The 19650-nt window shown below is 36.1% G+C and carries 21 protein-coding genes, 1 pseudogene and 2 riboswitches; of the genes and pseudogenes, 7 read left to right on the top strand and 15 right to left on the bottom strand.

Annotated features, from left to right (window positions below; translation table 11 throughout):
- Nucleotides 1-12: 12 nt before the first annotated feature.
- Nucleotides 13-113, bottom strand: a riboswitch (SAM riboswitch).
- Nucleotides 114-212: 99 nt separating this feature from the next.
- The 5 genes and pseudogenes from JIN86_RS22195 to JIN86_RS22180 form a co-directional block, all read right to left on the bottom strand.
- Nucleotides 213-1607 carry a protoporphyrinogen oxidase gene (locus JIN86_RS22195; RefSeq protein ID WP_202342904.1) on the bottom strand — a complete coding sequence of 465 codons (1395 nt, stop codon included), beginning with the start codon at nt 1605-1607 and terminating at the stop codon, nt 213-215.
- 240 nt (nt 1608-1847) lie between these two features.
- On the bottom strand, nt 1848-2585 hold the full coding sequence (locus JIN86_RS24025) for a methyl-accepting chemotaxis protein (RefSeq protein ID WP_370568743.1): 738 nt from the start codon (nt 2583-2585) through the stop codon (nt 1848-1850).
- A gap of 33 nt (nt 2586-2618) precedes the next feature.
- Nucleotides 2619-3056, bottom strand: a pseudogene (locus JIN86_RS24020) (protoglobin domain-containing protein); the annotation flags it as partial.
- A 714-nt stretch (nt 3057-3770) separates the two neighbouring features.
- Nucleotides 3771-5057, bottom strand: a complete 1287-nt coding sequence (locus JIN86_RS22185; RefSeq protein WP_202342902.1) for a tetratricopeptide repeat protein — start codon at nt 5055-5057, stop codon at nt 3771-3773.
- 71 nt (nt 5058-5128) lie between these two features.
- Entirely contained in the window at nt 5129-6145 is a 1017-nt protein-coding gene (locus tag JIN86_RS22180) for a YdcF family protein (protein WP_202342901.1), read from the bottom strand.
- Between the two features lie 184 nt (nt 6146-6329).
- Between JIN86_RS22180 and JIN86_RS22175 the strand changes: the two genes are divergently transcribed.
- Together JIN86_RS22175 and JIN86_RS22170 are read left to right on the top strand one after the other, a co-directional pair.
- The gene (locus JIN86_RS22175; RefSeq protein WP_202342900.1) at nt 6330-6791 is read left to right on the top strand and encodes a hypothetical protein; all 462 of its coding nucleotides are present in this window, start codon (nt 6330-6332) and stop codon (nt 6789-6791) included.
- A complete protein-coding gene (locus JIN86_RS22170; protein WP_004224435.1) occupies nt 6779-7066 on the top strand; it encodes a DUF2653 family protein in 288 nt (95 codons plus the stop codon). The genes JIN86_RS22175 and JIN86_RS22170 overlap by 13 nt, the downstream gene beginning before the upstream one ends.
- Before the next feature lie 50 nt (nt 7067-7116).
- Here the strand turns inward: JIN86_RS22170 and JIN86_RS22165 are convergent, their stop codons facing one another.
- The 4 genes from JIN86_RS22165 to JIN86_RS22150 form a co-directional block, all read right to left on the bottom strand.
- Nucleotides 7117-7485, bottom strand: coding sequence for an ion channel (locus JIN86_RS22165; protein ID WP_009374114.1), 369 nt, complete (start codon nt 7483-7485; stop codon nt 7117-7119).
- A 106-nt stretch (nt 7486-7591) separates the two neighbouring features.
- Nucleotides 7592-9217 (bottom strand): S-layer homology domain-containing protein, encoded by a 1626-nt coding sequence (locus tag JIN86_RS22160; RefSeq protein ID WP_202342899.1) that lies wholly within the window; start codon nt 9215-9217, stop codon nt 7592-7594.
- 109 nt (nt 9218-9326) lie between these two features.
- Nucleotides 9327-10493, bottom strand: a complete 1167-nt coding sequence (locus JIN86_RS22155; RefSeq protein ID WP_202342898.1) for an endonuclease Q family protein — start codon at nt 10491-10493, stop codon at nt 9327-9329.
- Nucleotides 10494-10562: 69 nt separating this feature from the next.
- A complete protein-coding gene (locus JIN86_RS22150; RefSeq protein ID WP_202342897.1) occupies nt 10563-10733 on the bottom strand; it encodes a hypothetical protein in 171 nt (56 codons plus the stop codon).
- A 169-nt stretch (nt 10734-10902) separates the two neighbouring features.
- Between JIN86_RS22150 and JIN86_RS22145 the strand changes: the two genes are divergently transcribed.
- The 3 genes from JIN86_RS22145 (at nt 10903) to JIN86_RS22135 (ending at nt 12223) form a co-directional block, all read left to right on the top strand.
- Nucleotides 10903-11481 carry a TetR/AcrR family transcriptional regulator gene (locus JIN86_RS22145; RefSeq protein ID WP_009374117.1) on the top strand — a complete coding sequence of 193 codons (579 nt, stop codon included), beginning with the start codon at nt 10903-10905 and terminating at the stop codon, nt 11479-11481.
- A gap of 74 nt (nt 11482-11555) precedes the next feature.
- Nucleotides 11556-11909: a DMT family transporter gene (locus tag JIN86_RS22140; RefSeq protein ID WP_004224419.1), complete on the top strand. Its 354-nt coding sequence runs from the start codon at nt 11556-11558 to the stop codon at nt 11907-11909.
- Nucleotides 11909-12223: a DMT family transporter gene (locus JIN86_RS22135; RefSeq protein ID WP_004224417.1), complete on the top strand. Its 315-nt coding sequence runs from the start codon at nt 11909-11911 to the stop codon at nt 12221-12223. The genes JIN86_RS22140 and JIN86_RS22135 overlap by 1 nt, the downstream gene beginning before the upstream one ends.
- 90 nt (nt 12224-12313) lie before the next feature.
- On the opposite strand, the gene dapF is transcribed toward JIN86_RS22135, so the two are convergent.
- Genes dapF through JIN86_RS22120 form a run of 3 tightly spaced genes read right to left on the bottom strand, consistent with a single transcriptional unit; the run spans nt 12314 to nt 15063 of the window.
- Entirely contained in the window at nt 12314-13168 is an 855-nt protein-coding gene (gene dapF, locus JIN86_RS22130; protein ID WP_004224415.1) for a diaminopimelate epimerase, read from the bottom strand.
- Nucleotides 13169-13219: 51 nt separating this feature from the next.
- Nucleotides 13220-14011 (bottom strand): heme ABC transporter ATP-binding protein, encoded by a 792-nt coding sequence (locus tag JIN86_RS22125; protein ID WP_004224412.1) that lies wholly within the window; start codon nt 14009-14011, stop codon nt 13220-13222.
- Between the two features lie 5 nt (nt 14012-14016).
- Nucleotides 14017-15063, bottom strand: coding sequence for a FecCD family ABC transporter permease (locus JIN86_RS22120; RefSeq protein ID WP_004224410.1), 1047 nt, complete (start codon nt 15061-15063; stop codon nt 14017-14019).
- 146 nt (nt 15064-15209) lie between these two features.
- Nucleotides 15210-15397, bottom strand: a riboswitch (cobalamin riboswitch).
- Between the two features lie 154 nt (nt 15398-15551).
- Here JIN86_RS22120 and JIN86_RS22115 point away from each other — a divergent pair.
- Both JIN86_RS22115 and JIN86_RS22110 read left to right on the top strand, forming a co-directional pair.
- Nucleotides 15552-16148, top strand: coding sequence for a biotin transporter BioY (locus tag JIN86_RS22115; protein ID WP_004224408.1), 597 nt, complete (start codon nt 15552-15554; stop codon nt 16146-16148).
- 114 nt (nt 16149-16262) lie between these two features.
- The gene (locus JIN86_RS22110) at nt 16263-16832 is read left to right on the top strand and encodes a YdhK family protein (RefSeq protein ID WP_004224407.1); all 570 of its coding nucleotides are present in this window, start codon (nt 16263-16265) and stop codon (nt 16830-16832) included.
- Nucleotides 16833-16872: 40 nt separating this feature from the next.
- On the opposite strand, the gene JIN86_RS22105 is transcribed toward JIN86_RS22110, so the two are convergent.
- The 3 genes from JIN86_RS22105 to JIN86_RS22095 all read right to left on the bottom strand — a co-directional run bounded on the left by JIN86_RS22105 (nt 16873) and on the right by JIN86_RS22095 (nt 19616).
- The gene (locus JIN86_RS22105; RefSeq protein ID WP_202342896.1) at nt 16873-17574 is read right to left on the bottom strand and encodes a response regulator transcription factor; all 702 of its coding nucleotides are present in this window, start codon (nt 17572-17574) and stop codon (nt 16873-16875) included.
- Nucleotides 17552-18946, bottom strand: a complete 1395-nt coding sequence (locus tag JIN86_RS22100; protein WP_202342895.1) for a HAMP domain-containing sensor histidine kinase — start codon at nt 18944-18946, stop codon at nt 17552-17554. Before JIN86_RS22100 ends, JIN86_RS22105 begins: the two co-directional genes overlap by 23 nt.
- A 127-nt stretch (nt 18947-19073) precedes the next feature.
- Nucleotides 19074-19616 (bottom strand): NADPH-dependent FMN reductase, encoded by a 543-nt coding sequence (locus JIN86_RS22095; RefSeq protein WP_202342894.1) that lies wholly within the window; start codon nt 19614-19616, stop codon nt 19074-19076.
- Nucleotides 19617-19650 lie beyond the last annotated feature (34 nt).

The raw sequence follows: 19650 nt of genomic DNA, 5'->3' as shown, positions 1-19650 counted from the left end.
CATTGTTGTTCCTTCTCATCTTCGACTCAACGGTCTTCTGGATTTAGCACCTGACAATAAAGTTGGTTGCTGAAGCTTCAATGGGCCAGTCCCTCTGCTTCTCTTGATAAGAATTAAGTATGAATTTTTTAAATAATTAAAAGAATCATATCGTTTACTGACGAATGAGTCAAGACTATTTCACATAACAAAGTTTTTTTCCACTTAAAAACTTAGAAATTGGCAAGCTCCTTTGCAAGCTCTTCGCCAATTTTTTTCCCGTTTTGAATGCAAGCACCAATACCTACGCCAAAATATGAGCACCCTGCAATCGATAAATTAGGATATTTCTCATGTAATTCTTGTAGTAACCCTTGTAATGCCTCACGATGCGCTAGATCATATTTAGGCATTTGATCAATCCATTTTGTTACATTCACAACGGTTGGCTGCTCTTCTATTCCTAGGCTCTTTCTCACATCTTCTAAAGCAACTGCTGCCAATTCTTCATCCGTCATGGCACGTAGTTGCTCATAGGCTGGATTGATGCTCTTATAAAAGAGTCGCACAAGTAATTTATTTTCTTTCGATGTATGCTTCCATTTACGACTAGTCCAAGTTGCTGCATTACAAGTAACGTCTGAATTATGGGAAACAATATAACCTGTTCCATCTGCTGGCAATTTAGCATCTGGCACATCAAAACCTAGATAGATAGTAATCGCTGATGCTGTCGTAAATCGATCAAAATAGCGGTTTAAAGATTCATCCTGTAGCAGATTTTGGACAGTATCGTTCGGTAATGCTAAAACGACATAATCTGACTCAATAATTTCACCATTAGCTAAGGAAATAGTGTATTTCTTATCTTGTTTTTGAACATTTAAAGTAGTAACACCCTTGATAATTTCTACATCGGATAAGGTTTGTTCAAGTCGATCAATTAAAGAAGATAAACCTTTTTTAAAGGATATAAATTTTTTGTTCGCTGCTTTAACAAATTGCTCACGATTCGCATCAAAGCCTTTAATAATACTTCCATAATCATTCTTATAATCAATCAAATACGGTAAAGTAGAGCCAATAGAAAGCTGATGTAAATCTCCCGAATAAACACCTGCAAGGACTGGTGCAATTTGATTTTTCACCAGTTCCTCTCCTAAATAGTAAGTTAAAAATTCACCGATTGAACTTTCCTTTGTGAAGCTATTGTTTGGCAATGTTAAATCCTTCAACGCTTCTTTTTTTCCTTGCTCGGAAATAAGTGTACTTTCCTCTAAGGATGCTAAACTCATCGGTATTCCAAAAGTTGAATCTGCCGGAATAGCATGTAACTCATTATTCGTATAAATATAAGAAATACCTGTTTCGTTGTAAACTAGTTCCGCCTCAAAATCAAGCTCCCGCACGAGTTCCATAACGCCTTGATGACGGGCTACAATAGAATCAGCACCCGTTTCCATGATGAAACCTTTTTCATGTGCTGAATATAATTTGCCTCCTAAATATGTATTTTTTTCTATAAGCACTAGACGAACATCTAAATTATGTTCCTTTACTTGACGTTGCAAATAATGCATTGTACATAGTCCTGTAATACCGCCGCCTAAAACAACAACTGTTTTCATCATAACCGCCCCTATTATTCATTCTTTCTACAGTATAATCCTTTTTTCATTGAAAATTACGTTAAACCCTTTACAAATTTAGCAAAAATAGAGCTATTTCATCAGTGAAATAGCTCTTACTTTATAAATCTCTATAAGATTGATCCTCTATAGTAATGACTTCACAACAAACATTTTAATAGGTACTATAGTGTTTATTACGTCTAAAAACATAAAAAATAGGATGTAAATGTTAGTAGTCTATCCTTTTAAATTTTGCGCAAAGCTCGCTAATTTTTCTGCTGAATTTGTTACCTCAGTAAATGAAGTGCCTAATTCACTTAATATGCCTACAATTGCTTGTATTTTTGTTGCCATACACTCATTTTGATCTTTTGCTTCTGTCATGGCTCCCAATATACTCGTAAATTGGCCTTCAGTTTGTAACATATTTTCTTCACCTGCTGCAACTTCATCTTGAATATTTGTCAAAGAATACTCTAATTTCTCTGTTCGTTCTCCTGTCTTTTTCAATAACAAAGCCACCGCTGTAACAGATTCTTTTGTCTGAATTGATAATTTACGTACTTCATCGGCCACTACGCTAAAGCCCTTTCCCGCTTCCCCAGCACGTGCTGCTTCAATTGCAGCATTTAAAGCCAATAGATTCGTTTGATTCGCAATATTGGTCACAACACTCATGATTGTTTCCATTTCCTTAGACATACCTGATAATTGTTCAATATTTTCCTCTATATCATGAAGAGAATGACTAATATTGAGCATATTTTGTGATTGATTTTTTAAACGCTCGCGACCCTCAAGTGCTTGGTTTTCAGCCAGTGTAGACACATCGAGTGATTTTTTTGCCAAATGTTTAATTTCGTCAGATTGCTTACTTAAGCAGGAAAATGAATTATTGGTTTCCTGCGAGATCGTTGCAAGTGCTTCAGAAGAATCTACAATCTGTCGTTCAATCACTTCTTTTTCATGAACCATTTTTTCTTTCAGTTGTTCCACAGTGTTTTCAAAAGCTTCTAAAACGAGTTGTTGCTCAAAATTACAAATTTTCGATATAGCTCTGATCGTATTAAATTGATCTTGTGGAAATTCTATATTTTTTTCGACTAAATCAATAAATGATACCGATAAATCTTGGAATGCACAGATATACCACTGTGTTCTAAGCCCAATGTGGACATGCACCTTTGCAATTTTTACACGCCTTTGGTAATACATCTCATCAATGGTCCCGTTAAACATTTCAATAATATGTTGCCGTAATGTTACTTTAAGCTTTTCTACAGAACTATGATGACTGATAATATCTACCAAATGATGCTCTGTTCCAATCATGTTGTAAAAACGGTTTACGATGTGATCTACATTATCCATAACTATTGGCTGGAAAGCTTTTAAATATTGTAAGTCGTTCTTCGTTAAGTTCAGCATTTCAATTTGCTTCGCCATCGATTGACGAGAGGACAAATCCATTTTCACTGTGTATTGCTGTAAATCCAATACCTTCGTCTTTCTCTGTTTTTGAAAAATCACACATCTTCCCTCTTTCATTCCGTTTACTTTCATCAGGCTGAGAAACATCAAATCCCTTTTAACATATTGATGGATACACGAAAAAATACCGATAAAATCAGATTAGTCAGATTTAATGGTTACATTCAATAGCGCAATTCCGTATGACAGACTTCCTCCAAAAGTATGTCGGGTACCCCTTTACTCAATTTATCCTAAGATTATATGCTTTCAGCAAACAGATATAGTCACTACATGACTATCAGTAAATTATTTACGTATGCTTCTTTTCAAAATCACTCATTTACATTAATCATTTTATAAATGACTGTCAATCTTATGAGTACCATTTTTTTACACAAAATGTATAAAAAGTCCTTGTTGTTAAATAAAGCGTAATAAACAATGAAAAAGCTACCACAATATTATTGGGTAGCTTTTTTAACTATTTTTTTGTTTATTATGCTTACTTGTTTTATATTTATTCTACTTTTTTATTGATCATCTTCAAATTTCACTATACTAATATTTTTTTTCCTCAATCATCATCTATCTAAATACTCGTAAAAAGCAGTCTAATTTAGACCAAAATACTCACGAGTTGCAGCATTATAAATAATTCTAAAAACCTATGTTTTTTTAACACTAAATTTACAATCCTTTAAGTTCCTGTAATATTTTAGCTGCTTCTTCGGATCCTGCATCTGCCGCGAGTCCAAACCATTTAATAGCTTCTTTCAGATTTCTATCTAACCCTGTATCTTTATTAAAAATATGCCCTAACTGTAGCTTGGCTTCTACATCTCCTTGAAGTGCGGCCTGCTTAAACCAATGAATACCTTTTTCGAGATTGCGAATTCCAGCCAGACCATTACTCCATATATAACCTAAATCATAAAAGGCATCTACATGATATTGCTCTGCAGCTCTTTCATACCAAAACAGACCACGATTGACATCTTTCACTTGGCCTAAGCGACCCTCTAAATAAATTCCACCAAGTCGATATTGTGCTTCCACATACCCTGCCTCAGCTGATTTTTTATAGGCGTTAAAAGCCTCTTTCACATCTACCTCAACACCTAGCCCCTGCTCATAAATAATCCCTAACGTAAACATTGCCTCTGCCACATTCTTTTGTGCAGCATAATCAAACCATTTTTTTGCTAATGTATAATCCGTTGATACACCCTCGCCATTAAAGTACATATCTGCTAAATTATTGGCAGCATCCGCATGTCCCTGTAAAGCTGCTTTTTCATAGTATGAAAAGGCAAGGGAATAATTTTCCTCCATACCTATGCCCCCGAAGCAAAAATTCCCAAGCATATATTGAGCATCTGCATTTCCTTGGGCAGCAGCTAGCTCAAACCATTTCAATGATTTTTCAGGTTGAAAATGTTTACCCTCTCTAGAATTATAGTATTCGCCCAGTTGATATTGGGCATCACCATCCTGCTCTTCAACCGCTTCCTTATACAAATCAATAATGAGCTCATGATCTAAGTCCTCTTCATCTAGAACAGCAACTTGTTCATCTTGATGGCGAAAATACCATTCTACAATATCAAGCACATCATCTACTACTTCTATACTGTTTTTTAACTTTTCTAGCGAAGAAATTTGCCAAATGAGTATATAGATAGGCTGTGGAATGGCATCGCGCAAGACATCATCATATTCTGCCAACAGCGTTAATACATTCTCCTGAATCGATTGAGATTGCACTGTATGGACAATCTGCAAATGACGTTGTTGCTGTTCTTTTAATAATCCTCGTACTACTTGATACAGTATTTTCTGCAAGGCTGTTAGGTTAACTTCAGCGAATGTAAGTAATTTTATATTTTGAGCAAACCACTGATCTTGAGTTTGTGTAAGATTTTGTAGGGAAATTATTCGTTCTTTATTTCGCTTGGCTAAAATTTGCTCGTACATTATTTTCCTCCCTTGCACACTATGTAAAAAACTGCCTTACCACTATTATATGGAAGACAGTTGAAGTTTGGTTACACATATGCTCTCAATAGTAAGCCTACGATAAGCGTAATAATTAAAAATACTGTGACATGGGTCCATTTATACATGGCTAATAAGCCTATAAATTCCCGTGTAAATGCATTAGGAACATAGTAAAAAGCAGTTTTTGAGCCAATTCCCTCGGCATCTAATGCTGCTTTCCTAGCATAAATACTTGCGCGAAACACATGGAAATTATTCGTAACAAAAATGGAACGATAATTCTCTCCATGAGAATGGTGGTCCATTATTTGCTTTGAAAAGATCATATTTTGTTCTGTATTGGCTGAACGATCCTCCATTACTATCTTGTCAGTCGGAATATGATGTACTTTTATTAGGTATTGTTTCATTGCATATGCTTCTGATACCTTTTCATCATTTCCTTGACCACCGGAGACAATGATATAAGGCTTCATCTCATACTTTATATATTGCTTTACTGCTTCATCTAAACGACTTGCTAAAAGCGGAGGTACTGTATCGCCAATTAACCCTGAACCTAATGCAATAATGTAATTTGGTTCATAACGTATTGGTGTAAGAAGATACAATATTGAATAAGCAAGGACACTAGTATATAAGAACATTGTATAGCCAAAAATCAAAAACGCATAGAAGAAAAGAATATGCCAAAATACATTTTCAATTTCAATAAAAATGACGAATACATACCATATCATCATAATAACAAAACTTAGCCCCAATATAGCTAACATTAAGTTACGAAATTTGCGTCCTTCCTTTTCCAATAATACTTTACTATTGAAAAACATGGCTATCGATAAAATAAACATAATGCTTGGAAAGCTTCCTAATATAATGAATATCCCCATTTCGGAAATAATCCCCTGATCATTCGGTAGCAATAAAGGATAATGAATAATGAACGCTCTGACAATATACATACCTATCAGGCCAAGGGCTACCGCGTTAAGAAATCGCCTTTTTTCTGTTAGGTACAAAATAATAAAAATGGTAAGGAAGATTGATAAAGTTAGTAGCATTTTTTCACTCCTTTCTATTGTATAATTTCTGCAATCATTACATCTGCCACTATTTGTCCATATTTTTTGATATAGCTTAATTTTTGAAAGCGTTTGTTTTATTTTTTAATATAGTTCATGTAATATTACTATATAAGAACTAGTTTATGATTAGATTAAAAATTATATTGGAGGAATGTATGTAATGAAAAAAATTCTTGCCGCTCTTTTTGCAGCGACACTGATATTTTCAACTGTTGGTGCAACATTATTTATTTCTGATACGCCAACGGCAGAAGCTAAATCCTATAAATCGGGTAAAAAGGGCTTCTCTAACAATAATAATAGCTCGAATATCCAAAAATCGGATACTACTAAAGATCAAAACAATGCAACAACAAATAAAAACAACTCAACATCTACTAATAAAGCAGATACTCCTAAAAAAGGTGGCTTTTTCTCAGGTGGTCTGATGAAAGGATTAATGCTTGGTGGACTTGCTGGATTATTATTCGGTAGTCTATTTAGTGGTATGGGTATACTGGGAAATATTTTAGGTTTACTTATTAATGTCGCAGCAATTGTTGTTATTGTGATGCTTGTTGTGAAGATAATAAATATGTTTAAAGATAAAAAGCGCAAAGAGGAAGCACAATGGCACAAATAATCAACGAACAAGATATTATTAATGCTATTTGTTTATCTCAAGCCTACTATCAAAACATTCGACCCGAGGATGTTCTTGTTGAATTGACTTACGAGGATGATGCAGGCTTTGGTGCGGAGGTCGAAGTCAACGGTCAAATCGAGGTGCTTAATACAGCAGCCATGATTGGTGCCTTACGTGTTTGGATCAAGGATGTTCTACACGGTGATCCATTCTCAACAGGGATTGAACTTGTTTTAGATGACGAAGAAGGCATTATTGCCAAACTATCATAAAAAAATAGCAGTACAATGAATCGTCCAAAAGAATTCATTGTGCTGCTATTTTACTTTTTCAAACGTTTTTTAACCTCTTCTTTTTCTTCTTCATTAAGAGAAAAATCTACGATAGAGCGTCCCAGCATTAATAACATGATAAACATTACTCCTGTACCAACAATTAAATAAATCATTGTAAAAACTTTAGAATAAGCCGTTGTTGGAAATAGTCCTGTTTCGACTCCAGTTGGAATTAAGCTCACTACAGCAAAATACATGGCATCCAACCAGTACCACCCTTCTGTCCCCTTGTAGAATAGAGTGCCTGATAGAATGATTAAAAATAGTGTAGTAAATAATGATAAGAACTGTGGACGTTTAAAGGACCTCCACAAACCTTTTACTAATCTTTTAGCAGATAATATAAATGACAGCATCCCATTCTCCTTTATTAATGGACGTACAACAGCTTAGTTAGACTATACTTCGTTTTTTACGAAAACGTCAAAAGGTAGAGGAGACAATTCCCCTACCTTCTAATTATTATTGAATGAGTAGCTGACTAAGATTGGTAAATATTTTAGCTGCTTGACCTCTTGTTGTGACAGCCTCAGGTGAAAATTTCCCTCCATCCCCTGTCACAATTTCTAATTCATACAGCATTGTGATGGCACGTTTGGTTTCTGCATTATAAGAAGCAACATCTCTAAATGGCACATTGCCTTTTGCAATATACGGCTGATTAGATTGCTGTTCATAGGCGCGATGAATCATTAAAGCTAATTGAGCACGTGTCACAGGGTGTCCAGGCTTAAACTTCCCATCTGTTCCTTTAATAAGACCATGTACATATGCTGCCGCAATTTCTGCCTGTGTTGCTGCATCATAATTTGCGATATCAGTAAATGGTGCTTTTTCTTCAGTAGTTAAGCCAAGACTTCTTACAAGAATGGCTGCAGCTTGGGCACGTGTTACACTACTCTCAGGTCTAAATGTCCCATCTGTATAGCCATTCATTATACCTGTATTTGCGGCTTTTTGGATATACTCTTTTGCCCAGTGATTCTGTGTATCTGTAAAGCTAACGGTTCCTTTCGTAGTGAAAGTTACTGTAGGATTTTGAACACTTTCATTACCAGCACCATCAATGGCTTTGATAGATACATTGTAGGTTGTATTTTCTATTAAATCTTTGAGCGTAATTGTAGTAGTGTCAGCATTTAAAGTTGAAGTTAATTTTCCATTCACATAGACAAGGTAATTTGCTACGCCTACATTATCTGTCGCTTCTTGCCAGCTAACCTTAACAGATGTATGATCTTTTACCTCTACTCCTATAGCCTGCGTGACATCCCATAAAGAGCTTGTTTTAATAATTGGTAAAAATGCTTCATTTGCTACCGCTAAATAACCAGCTTCACTTAAATGAATATTTTCAGGGTTTGGTAGATAGTTGGCAACATCCTTTGCAACAACATCATATGTAGGAACAAAAATAGCGCCCGCTTTTTCAGTAGTTGTTTTGATTGTTGAATTCAAAGTAGCTAATAACAGATTAAATTGTTTTTGTAAGTTCGCACTATAGTATGGGAAGGAATTATAATAGCCCATTACATATACTTCAGCTTGTGGATTAATTTTTTTGATTTCAGATAGAATAGTAGCAATGTTCGATACAGCTTCTTTAGTAGCTTTTATGATAGCCACAGTGTCAATTCCCGTTGTTTGAGATTCTTTTAATATTGGCAATAGATCATTTGCCCCAGCTGTTAATGTGATGATTTCAGCTTCCTTAATAGAAGCTCGTAACTTTGCCTGTTCCTCTGTATAGCCAAAACCAGTCACTGTTTTTGCAACATCATTTTGTAGATCAACTAAAACATTTTTAGTTGTGTAGCCTGACATAGCAAAGCCCTTATTAAAGGAAGTAAGGAAGCCGTCTTGCTGTAATGCCTGTGCAATAAAATCGGTATAGCCTAATCCAATTACACCTACTTCATTCATCCCATGTGCTAATGAATCACCAAGAGCCACATAATCGGTTTGTACAATCCAACTTGGTGCTATACGGTCACCCTGTCCTTCTTCTGCACTAGCTGCTACAGGTATAGCTAATTGCAAAGCCAATATACTTGAAGCTAAAAAACGAAATTTCTTTGATAATCTCATTTACTCTCTCCTCTACTTATAAAATAGTCGTTGTTTTCACTATTTTACTAGAGGAGCGATAAAAATAGGTTAAATTACAACAATCTTTTTAAAACATTTCATTTTTTATCTAATCAACCTGTATCTTTCCATAAATCCCACCACCACCAACTTCAATGGCTAATTGACCCGTTCTCGCTAAATCGATTAATTGGGCTAGTTTATGTGGCACAATTTGTTCAAGCTGGTCGATTGTTACACGATGCAAAATATTCATTTCTGTACCAAATGCTCTGATTAAACGTTCCATCATTTTAGGACCTATACCTGGAATGAAATCAAGTGGTATCTGATGAATGTAAGGTGGTCTATTTCGCTTATTGGGAAAGTCTTCAGATAGCTCCTGTATACGGGTAGCTACTCCCTTTATAATATGAGTACTCCCACATTCTGTACAAATGATAGCTTCTTTACTTAGCTGTTGACTACATTTTGAACAAACTGTTTGATGATATTTGCCAAGTAAAGGATTCAGGCCATAATTGGCTATTACCGCTCGTCCCTCTTGCTCATGCAGAGCCATTTTTAATTCTGTAAAATTCGCTTCTGCTAATCGTAACTTTTGATATTCTCGTGCTAATTTTCCAAGGGAATGCGCATCGGAATTGCTAACGAATGTATATGCTTGTAATTCTTTAATATGACGTACCATATTTGTATCAGAGCTTAAACCTAATTCAATGCCATCAATAAGGTGCGGATCAAAGACTTCAGTTAAACTTCGACGAACCCCTTTGCCAAACAAACTTTTAAATGGTGTAAATACATGTGCAGGAATAAAAATACCTCCCAATTCATGCACCTTTTGCTGCAATGTCTGGCCATCACAATAAATACGCTGTGAACTTAAATGGATATTCTTCATATGTTGTGACATCCATTCTGAGAACTGCTTCATGAGCTCTAGTGTAGGAAAGTAAGCAAGCACATGAATAGGACCCTGACAATGTTGATCATAAATTTCGATCTCTGATCCGGGAATCAAAGTTGTTTCCTGAAATCGCAGACCACCTTCTTTAAGTTCTTGCAGTTCTCCGTGTTCAATCATCCTCACCATTTCTTCGATTACTTCTGGTGAGTGACAGTCAATGATCCCAATGATGTCTAATCCTTTTCTTGCACTAGCCGTCTCTAAAATTCGTGCTAATGTTAACGTTTTACTGCCAGTAATTTTCACTGCCCTTCCACTAGAAGTACGTCCAATATGAATATGTAAATCAGCATAAAATTCATTCAATTCAAACACTCCTTTTAGTACATCTATAAAACGAAAATACCTTACATTACTGCAAGGCATTTCTCTTCATTATGATGGATGGTTTGTGGTAGTGCTATTATTTGACTCCAAAGCTCCAGAACCGTGTGATGGTGTGGAGGAAGCATCATAGGCAACTAATGTTACACCAATCTTTTCTTCAAGCTCATTGATTTTTTCTAGTTGCTGCGGGTCTAATTGTGCAAACTTAATTTCTGTCATGGCCATCAATCCTTTCAATTATACAATTCCCCGAAATATAGAAAATATACTTCTTCGCATAATTGCGGAACATGGAAAATAAAAATGACTGATTATCAGTCATTTTTATTGACATTATTTTTCTTATTCTATAACATAATAATTAAGTAAGGCAAAAGTGAGGGATTGCATGTCAAAAGAAGAAAAAATTATTCAAGCTGCCATTGAGGTTTTTCGAGAAAAAGGAATAGAAAAAACAAAGGTTTCAGATATCGTTAAAGCTGCTGGGATCGCTCAAGGAACATTTTATCTTTATTTCCCATCACGCCTTTCTGTGATGCCAGCTATTGCTAAAAATATGGTAGAAAAAATTATTGCTACCTTAGATGAAGGTATTTCAAGTCATAAGCCCTTTGAACAGCAACTTGAAGAGGTTGTGGAAATGGTTTTCTTAATCACGAAAGATTATGGAGATATCGTTGCACTTATTTATGCAGGCATTGCGCAAACTGAGCATTTAAAAGAATGGGAAAATATATATGCACCCTATTATGAATGGATGAGTCATTTCTTATTATCTGGCCAGCAACAGGGAATGATACGTGATTCAATTGACCCAACACGTTCTGCTAAACTGATGATTGGTCTAATTGAATCTGCTGCTGAACAAATTTATTTATTTGACGATAGCAAGGATGAAACAATGAAATTGCTCAAGCTTGAGCTTATAGACTTCCTATCTCACGCACTTGGCCTACGTCACCCATAAAAGTGACGTTCTTTTTTACTTCAAAAATGACTGAATGTCAGTCATTTCATTACCTAATAGAAAGGATTTTATTTATGAAAAAAGAATGGATGTACGTCGTTTTAACAAGTTTATTTGAATTGCTTTGGGTATTTGGCTTTAACGTAGCAAGCTCATGGTGGCATTGGATAATTATTGTGACAATCATTGCTATAGATTTTCATTTCTTATCGAAGGCTTGTGAGAGCTTACCTACTGGTACAGTCTATGCTATTTTCGCCGGAGCAGGTGCAATTGGTACTACATTAATGGATATTTTCATTTTCGAAGGAGAATTTAATGCCATTAAAGGACTGTTCATGATTATTTTAATATTAGGTGTGATTGGTCTAAAATTAGCGGATAATTCTTCTAAAGTGCAGGTGCAAACGAAAGGAGAGAATGTATAATGGGTTGGGTACTTATTATCTTAGCTGCATTGTCTGAAATTATAGGTGTGATTGGCTTACGCTTCTATAGTCAGCAGAAAACATTACAAAACTTAATTTTATATATTGGTGGTTTTGGTGTGTCCTTTGCCCTTTTATATGCATCCTTCAACTATTTGCAGTTAAGTATTGCCTATGTTGTTTGGGTAGGAATTGGTACTGTTGGAGCTGTACTCGTAAATATCATTTTCTTTGGTGAATCTAAAAATCTATCACGTATTATCAGTATCATAGCAATTATCATAGGTGTAGCAGGCTTAAAAGCAGTATCTTAATGGCTCTACAATACAGGACGCCACTCTTAAATCGGAGGCTTCCTGTATTCATTTTATTTAATATGGCATGACGAAGAAGGATTGGAGTAATTAAGATAAAAATTCATAAATTCCATCCGCAATAAATTCCGCAGGACCACGCATCCAGATATGGTCATTGTCAGCCCATCGTATGACTAAGTCACCGCCACTAAGTTGGACTACTATCTCTTCTCCCTTCTGACAAAAACCATTTAATATAGCAGCCACTACCGCTGCACAAGCACCTGTCCCACATGCCTCTGTTATACCCGAACCTCGTTCCCAAACGCAGCATTTCAACGCCTTCTCATGAACAATCTCTACAAACTCAACATTGCAACGATAAGGAAATCTTATATCATTTGCTATATCACCAAGTGTTCTTAATGGTGCTTGCTCGATTGCATTCACAAAAAATACGGCATTCGGGTTGCCCAAAAACAAAGCTGTTACCAAAAGAGATTGTTGGGGTAACGGAAAAATCTCATTGATGACAAGCTCATTTGGATTTCCTAACATCGGAATGTCTTTGCGCAATAAGAGAGGTTTGCCCATATCGACTATCACCTCTATTACACGATTGTCTTGCACCACTACCTGAGCCAGCATAATCCCGGATTTCGTTTCAATCGTAATTAGCTCTTGTCGTACAATATGACGTTCAAAAACATACTTAGCAACACAGCGAAGACCGTTACCGCAATTTGTCCCCTCAGAGCCATCTTTATTAAATACACGCATACCACAGTCAGCAATTTTAGATGGTTGGATAATAATCAATCCATCCGAGCCAATACCAGTATGGACATTGGCCATTTTTTGAGCCAATTCACAAAAGATATCTTCCTTGTAATTATGTTGGAAAAGATCAAGATAGATATAGCTGTTGCCAATACCATGCATTTTCGTAAAGGCTATTTGCATACAGTCACTCCTTAAAGGATGTTTTATGTATCTAATAGAAGATCTCACTTTCTATATTTGGCTAAACCTCTTCGTGAACTGTTCAGGAACATATGTAAGATACGGCTTCCCTGTCAGTGGATGTATTTGAATATCCGCAAAAACACCGAATACATCTTGTAGCACTGTTGGGGTAAGTACTTCCTCTGGTGTACCATGGCAAACTATTCGCCCTTGCTGTAAAACGTAAATTTGATCGCAATACATAGCAGCGATATTTAAATCATGTAAAGCTGCTACTACGGTTAAATGCAAGGTCTGAATTAAATCCATAAGTTGAAGTTGATGTTGAATATCTAAATGATTCGTCGGCTCATCCAATATTAATACCTGTGCTTGTTGAGCGAGTGCCCTTGCAACCATGACACGCTTTTTCTCGCCACCAGAAAGCGAACTAAAGCTTCGTTTCTCTAAATGCGATATGCCCGTTTGGCTAAGAGCCTCTTTAACAATTTGAAAATCTTTCTCTTGATCAAGCTCTAACAGCTTTTTATGTGGTGTTCTTCCCATACTGACTAAATCATGCACAGTGAAATCAAATAATACGGGTGTCTCTTGGCTTACAACAGCCAAATTTTTCGCAATTGATTTACTTGATTGCTTTAATATATCTTGCTCATTTAATACTACCGTTCCGCTTTCAGGTTTTAGGAGACGATACATATTTTTTAACAATGTTGATTTTCCGCTCCCATTAGGACCAATTAATCCAACAAATTGCTTTTCTTTTATTTGAATGCTTACATCATGTAGTATACGCTGATCGTAAATGGAGAATGATACTCGTTTCGCTTCTAATGTCATGGACGTTAATCTCCTTCACCGAAAGAATAGTTGTTACGACGGAGAAGCCAAATGAAAAATGGTCCCCCGCAAAAAGCTGTAATAATACCAATTGGCATTTCCTGAGGAGAAATAATGATTCGAGCAAAGGCATCTGCCCACACTAAGAATATTCCACCTATTAAAGCACTAATAGGTATGACGTATTTATAGTTTGAGCCCACAATTAAACGCACAATATGGGGAATAATCAATCCCACAAATCCTATAGAACCACTAACTGCGACAAGCACACCAGTTAATAGAGATACTAATAGTATTAACTGAATACGGAATTGCTGAAGATTAACGCCTAATGTCACTGCCGCCTCTTCTCCTAGTAATAATAAATTTAAATTGCGATAGTGTAGCCAGAGTAGCCCAAATACAACCAAGAATACGAAGGCTGGAATCACAATATTATTCCATTTGGCTCCAGCTAAACTACCTAGCATCCAAAACATAACAGCCTTTAAGGCCCCTTCTTGCTTTGACATCATTAAAATAAAATTAGAGATAGCCGTTAAGATAAAGGACACAGCCATGCCTGCCAATAGCAAGCGGAAAATAGAGACACGTCCCCCAACACGTGACAAGAAAAAAACAAGTGTAATCGCAAGTAATGAACCAAGGAATGCGGATACCGAAAGAGCGTAAATACCTAAAAATGAAAAGGCTCCTAAAATAATCACAGAAGTAGCTCCGACAGCTGCACCTGAAGAAATCCCTAGAATATACGGGTCTGCAATAGAGTTACGTACAAGTGCCTGAATGGCTGCCCCTGCAATGGCTAACCCAGCTCCTACTATAGCAGCTAGCAAAACACGAGGTGCTCTTATTTGCCAGATGATGATTTCCTGAGAGCGACTCCAATCTTGCTCGATTGAATTTTGTATAAAAGGAATCTTAGAAAGAATAACTTTCCATACATATAACGGTGTAACTGAAACTGAGCCAACCATTACAGCAAAGGTCATTGAAACAATTAATACCATAAAAAGTACGAAGGAAAATAACATAAATTTTTTATTCATCTGTTTTAAACTCCTACTGAATATTGATGAATGAAGCAATAAAAAAAGGTATCTCATGCGAAAATGCGCATAGAAATACCCTAGATTAAACAAAGTCAGAAAAATATCCAGCTATTGTCCGTAATTGCTTGCATCCTCGTGGGCATTACAGGTATTACTAAATGGCAGGTCTCCTGGCTTCGATTCACTATCCTATAATTACCTTCCCATTCTTAAACAGTGGCAAATCATATTATAGGATTCCTCGTTACAGTTGCGGGACAGCGTCGGACTTCCACCGACTTCCCTTTTAAGTGACATTCAAAAATGTCGCACCAATAGTATTTGAAGTTATAAAATTGTGACGATTCTATCATACATTTTTATAGATAGATAGTCTACTTCTATTTAACTCAACATTTGAGTTAACCAAAAACGATAATAAGGTTGACACAATAGTATTCGTTTTTTACACTAGCAGTAATAACTTATAAAACGAGGTGAAAATCATGGCAACTGTTACTCAACATAGTCACCATAAATTAAGAACTATTGACATTACCTACATTGGGTTGTTTTCAACGCTAATGATGGTGGGTGCTAATATCACTTCCTTTGCACCCTTTATGGTAGTTGGTGGTGTACCCATTACGCTTCAAACCTTCTTTGCAATTTTAGCAGGGCTTATTCTTGGTAGTAGAAAAGGTGCGCTCGCCTGTACAATTTATATGTGCGTAGGATTGGCAGGAGCTCCTGTCTTTGCTCGTTTCGGTGGTGGAATTGGCCAAATTTTAAGCCCTACCTTTGGGTTTATTATTACATTTATATTAGCAGCATTTGTTGCAGGGCTAATCGTGGAACGAAGCGGGACAAAGAAAAGTTTTATCGTAGCTGCTTTGGTAGCAACGGCTATAAATTATTTGATAGGAACAAATTGGATGTTTTTTGCATATAAACTTTGGGCAAGTGCGCCAGAGAATTTTTCATATAAGCTCGCTTGGCTTTGGATGATTCCTCCACTACCAAAAGATATTATTTTAGCTATTTTTGCTGGTATCTTCGCCCATAGATTACAAAAAACATTGAAGATCCTGCCCATTCAATAGCATATCTCCCCACCTAATTGTTCCAGACTAAAGAAATGTTTTTCATAGGGTCATATCCATCGTTTCTGCACATTTATTTGCTACATTAGGAGCACATAGTGAGGAGGATATCATATGAAATTCAATAAAAGATGGTCAGTCGGACTATTATCAGTAGTCGCTTTAATTAGTTTATCGGCTTGTACAGAGGATCAAACAGAACCAGCGTCCACTTCTAATGAAACTGCTGAAAAAATGGATCATTCTACAATGAACCATTCAAGTTCTGGCGATGTACCAGTAACGTTAAAAAAAGCTGAAAACCCGAAATTTCCTGTAGGGAGCACAGCCATTATTACAGATGGACATATGGAAGGTATGAAAGGGGCAGAAGCAACAATAGTAGGTGCCTATAATACAACTGCCTATGTTATTTCCTATGAGCCTACATCTGGTGGAAAGCGAATAGAAAAGCATAAGTGGGTGATTCATGAAGAATTAATTGACCCACAAGAAGCACCACTGGCTCCTGGAACAGAAGTAAAAACGGACGCAACACATATGGAAGGTATGGAAAATGCGACTGTCCTTATTGACGAGGCTGTGCAAACAACTGTATATATGGTTGATTATACTTCCACTACAAGTGGTGAAGCTGTAACAAATCATAAATGGGTAACAGAAGAAGAGCTTAGTCCAAAATAATAGAAATAACCTCTACCTTCAATTCTGGTAGAGGTTATTTCTAGCTTTTATGTTCCATTCGCTTTCTATTCGCAGACTTATGCCATTTATAGCCGATGCCCCAAACGGTTTGCAAGTAATCATCCGCCGGAAAACCACTTTTTCTTAATTTTTCTCGTAAATTACGTACATGTGAATCAATGGTACGATCTTCAATCGTTACATCATATCCCCAAACGGCATGTATAAGGTGTTCTCTAGAAAATGCTCTATTTTGATAATCTAAAAATAGGGCGAGCATGGCAAATTCCTTTGGTGTTAATGGGATTGCCTTATGTTGAAAATATACTTCAAAGGACTCTCTATCTAAACAAAGCCCTTCAAAGATAATCAATTTTTCTTCAGATATCGTTCTTCTTAATACAGCATGTATGCGTGCTAACAACTCCTCCTCATCAAAAGGCTTTAAAATGTAGTCATCAGCACCAAGGTTTAAACCTTTTACAATATCAGCGTGTTCTCCTTTTGCAGTAAGCATAATGATAGGAACATCCCAAAACTTCCTAATTTCCTGGCAAACCTGCCACCCACTCATCTCTGGCATCATAATATCCAAAAGAACTAAATCCACATGTTCTTCTTCTAAAAAATCCAATGCCTCTTGTATAGAAGTCATTGCTCTACAAAGAAATAGTGGTTCCAAATAAAGGGTTAATAAATCTAACATTCTTGGTTCATCATCAATGCATAAAATCGTTTTCATTCGTTTCTACTCCTTTAAATGATAATTCAAAAGTAGTCCCTTTATTGATTTCACTTCTAACCTCTATTTCTCCCCCATGTGCTTGTACAAGCTCCTTGACAATAGCAAGCCCAAGTCCAGATCCACCTAAAGCACGACTACGTGATTTTTCCACTCGATAAAACCGATCAAAAATATATGGTAAATCCTTCTTTGGAATTCCTTTCCCTGTGTCTTCAACGGTGATGCTTAAAGTTCCACTGTCTTTTTTTACAGTGACTGTAGTCATATCTCCTGGCGCACAATAGATTAATGCATTATTTAATAGATTAATCAGGATTTGCTCAAGTCTTGCTTCATCTGCATATAGTGTTAAGCCATTATCACAACGGACAACCAAATAGATACCTTTATCTTGAAAAGCGGGACTTAATTTTTCTTCAATGCTTGTAAAAAACGGCTCTAAATGTAAGTAATGTTTTTCAATTACAAATGAGTTTTCATCCATTTTCGCTAAATCAAATAAATCTTTAATTAATCTAGAAAGTCTATTTGTTTCTTCTATTATAATAGCTAAATACTTTTGACGATCTTGCTCTGTTAAATCTCGTTTAGCAAGAATGTCTGTATAGCCTTTAATAAAAGTTAGCGGTGTACGAAGCTCATGTGCAATACTCGATAAAAACTCCTTACGCTCTTGCCTCAGATGATTTAAATCATTGGATAAAAGCTGGATAGCATTTGATAAATCCCCAAGCTCGTCTTTTCCATTCGTAGAAAGAGCGACTGTAAAATCACCCTTACTCATTTTCAATGTAGCCTCTTTCATTTGAATAAGTGGTTTAGCCAACTTGCGAGATAGAACAACAATGACTGCAATACTGACAAGACCAGATACAATACCCACGATGAGAAAATGCTTATTGAGCCGTTTCATTAATGCATGGATGGAATCGGTATTTTGAAACATAAATACATAGCCAATCGTTCCTTGCTGATTTTGAATAGGGCTTATGGTCGCAATAGCTTTAACTTCTTGCCAATTGTCTTGTAAAACCCTTCCTTCATAAGGTATTTCCCCCTCTATCTCACGAATCAGATCACTGATTTCTTGATGTGGTTGTGAGGATGCAAGGATTGTCCCGAAATGGTCAGTCACCACGACATCTGTACTTGCTTCTGATTCCATAAGAACGACATGTGCTAATGTTTCATTATTGAAGTTCTGTTCTAATATAGTACGATGTGAATTTCCTCTCGCTTGTAAACGCTCTAGTTCCTCTTCCACTCTAGAATTTGTCAGGGAAACATGCAAAAAAAACATCATAAAGGTTTCAATACAAAATAATGTGATGAAAAAGATAATGCCAAGCTTTAATGATAATTTTCTCATCCGTAACCACCATTTTAGAATTTCTTAAAAGTATATCTTGAAAGTGTGAAGATTTCATGCAGAAGTAGCATCTTTCCAAACAAAAAATGCCCATAAGTATATTGTATACTTATGGGTTAGATTTTAATTAAACGTATTTTTTTGCCCAGCTTAAGAAATTATCAATGACTACGTCAAGGAATTTCACTGTACCTTCATCAGTTAAATTGCCTTGTTCATCAAATTTAGTGTGAACAGCACCAATATAAACGTCATTGCCGCTAAGTAATGGTGAGTTAATGCCTGGAGAGAATAAAATATCACGTAAATGTAATTGTGCTTTTACAGTACCTAAGTTCCCCATTGATGCACCCATAATGATGGATGGCTTGCCAATCATTACTTTATCTACACGAGATAGCCAATCAATAGCATTTACCATAACCCCTGGAACTGTACCATTATATTCTGGTGTAACCCAAAGTACAGCGTCTGCAGCTTTTACTTTTGCTTTAAAATCAAGAACTGCTTGTGGAGCCTCATTTTCAATATCTTGATTATACATTGGTAGGTCCTTTAAGCTTAATACTTCAAGGTCTAACTTTTCTGTATAACGTTTTTGAATAAATTGAGCTAATTGCATATTATAAGATTCTTTACGAATACTACCTACGATTGCTACTACCTTCATGATGTTTCCTCCTAAATGCACATTATTCATAGTA

This window comes from Lysinibacillus sp. HST-98 (assembly GCF_016757845.1).
Classification (GTDB): domain Bacteria; phylum Bacillota; class Bacilli; order Bacillales_A; family Planococcaceae; genus Lysinibacillus; species Lysinibacillus capsici.
Note: the sequence above shows the minus strand (reverse complement) of the source record. Positions and strands in the feature narration are given on the sequence as shown.

Excerpts from the sequence above, each read along its gene's own strand:
- JIN86_RS22195 (WP_202342904.1), bottom strand. The coding sequence starts at position 1,607 with ATGAAAACAGTTGTTGTTTTAGGCGGCGGTATTACAGGACTATGTACA.
- JIN86_RS22115 (WP_004224408.1), top strand. The coding sequence starts at position 15,552 with ATGGCAACTGTTACTCAACATAGTCACCATAAATTAAGAACTATTGAC.
- JIN86_RS22120 (WP_004224410.1), bottom strand. The coding sequence starts at position 15,063 with ATGAATAAAAAATTTATGTTATTTTCCTTCGTACTTTTTATGGTATTA.
- JIN86_RS22170 (WP_004224435.1), top strand. The coding sequence starts at position 6,779 with ATGGCACAAATAATCAACGAACAAGATATTATTAATGCTATTTGTTTA.
- JIN86_RS24025 (WP_370568743.1), bottom strand. The coding sequence starts at position 2,585 with ATGGTTCATGAAAAAGAAGTGATTGAACGACAGATTGTAGATTCTTCT.
- JIN86_RS22135 (WP_004224417.1), top strand. The coding sequence starts at position 11,909 with ATGGGTTGGGTACTTATTATCTTAGCTGCATTGTCTGAAATTATAGGT.
- JIN86_RS22185 (WP_202342902.1), bottom strand. The coding sequence starts at position 5,057 with ATGTACGAGCAAATTTTAGCCAAGCGAAATAAAGAACGAATAATTTCC.
- JIN86_RS22175 (WP_202342900.1), top strand. The coding sequence starts at position 6,330 with ATGAAAAAAATTCTTGCCGCTCTTTTTGCAGCGACACTGATATTTTCA.
- dapF (WP_004224415.1), bottom strand. The coding sequence starts at position 13,168 with ATGCAAATAGCCTTTACGAAAATGCATGGTATTGGCAACAGCTATATC.
- JIN86_RS22145 (WP_009374117.1), top strand. The coding sequence starts at position 10,903 with ATGTCAAAAGAAGAAAAAATTATTCAAGCTGCCATTGAGGTTTTTCGA.
- JIN86_RS22100 (WP_202342895.1), bottom strand. The coding sequence starts at position 18,946 with ATGAGAAAATTATCATTAAAGCTTGGCATTATCTTTTTCATCACATTA.
- JIN86_RS22105 (WP_202342896.1), bottom strand. The coding sequence starts at position 17,574 with ATGAAAACGATTTTATGCATTGATGATGAACCAAGAATGTTAGATTTA.
- JIN86_RS22125 (WP_004224412.1), bottom strand. The coding sequence starts at position 14,011 with ATGACATTAGAAGCGAAACGAGTATCATTCTCCATTTACGATCAGCGT.
- JIN86_RS22150 (WP_202342897.1), bottom strand. The coding sequence starts at position 10,733 with ATGACAGAAATTAAGTTTGCACAATTAGACCCGCAGCAACTAGAAAAA.
- JIN86_RS22165 (WP_009374114.1), bottom strand. The coding sequence starts at position 7,485 with ATGCTGTCATTTATATTATCTGCTAAAAGATTAGTAAAAGGTTTGTGG.
- JIN86_RS22140 (WP_004224419.1), top strand. The coding sequence starts at position 11,556 with ATGAAAAAAGAATGGATGTACGTCGTTTTAACAAGTTTATTTGAATTG.
- JIN86_RS22110 (WP_004224407.1), top strand. The coding sequence starts at position 16,263 with ATGAAATTCAATAAAAGATGGTCAGTCGGACTATTATCAGTAGTCGCT.
- JIN86_RS22160 (WP_202342899.1), bottom strand. The coding sequence starts at position 9,217 with ATGAGATTATCAAAGAAATTTCGTTTTTTAGCTTCAAGTATATTGGCT.
- JIN86_RS22180 (WP_202342901.1), bottom strand. The coding sequence starts at position 6,145 with ATGCTACTAACTTTATCAATCTTCCTTACCATTTTTATTATTTTGTAC.
- JIN86_RS22095 (WP_202342894.1), bottom strand. The coding sequence starts at position 19,616 with ATGAAGGTAGTAGCAATCGTAGGTAGTATTCGTAAAGAATCTTATAAT.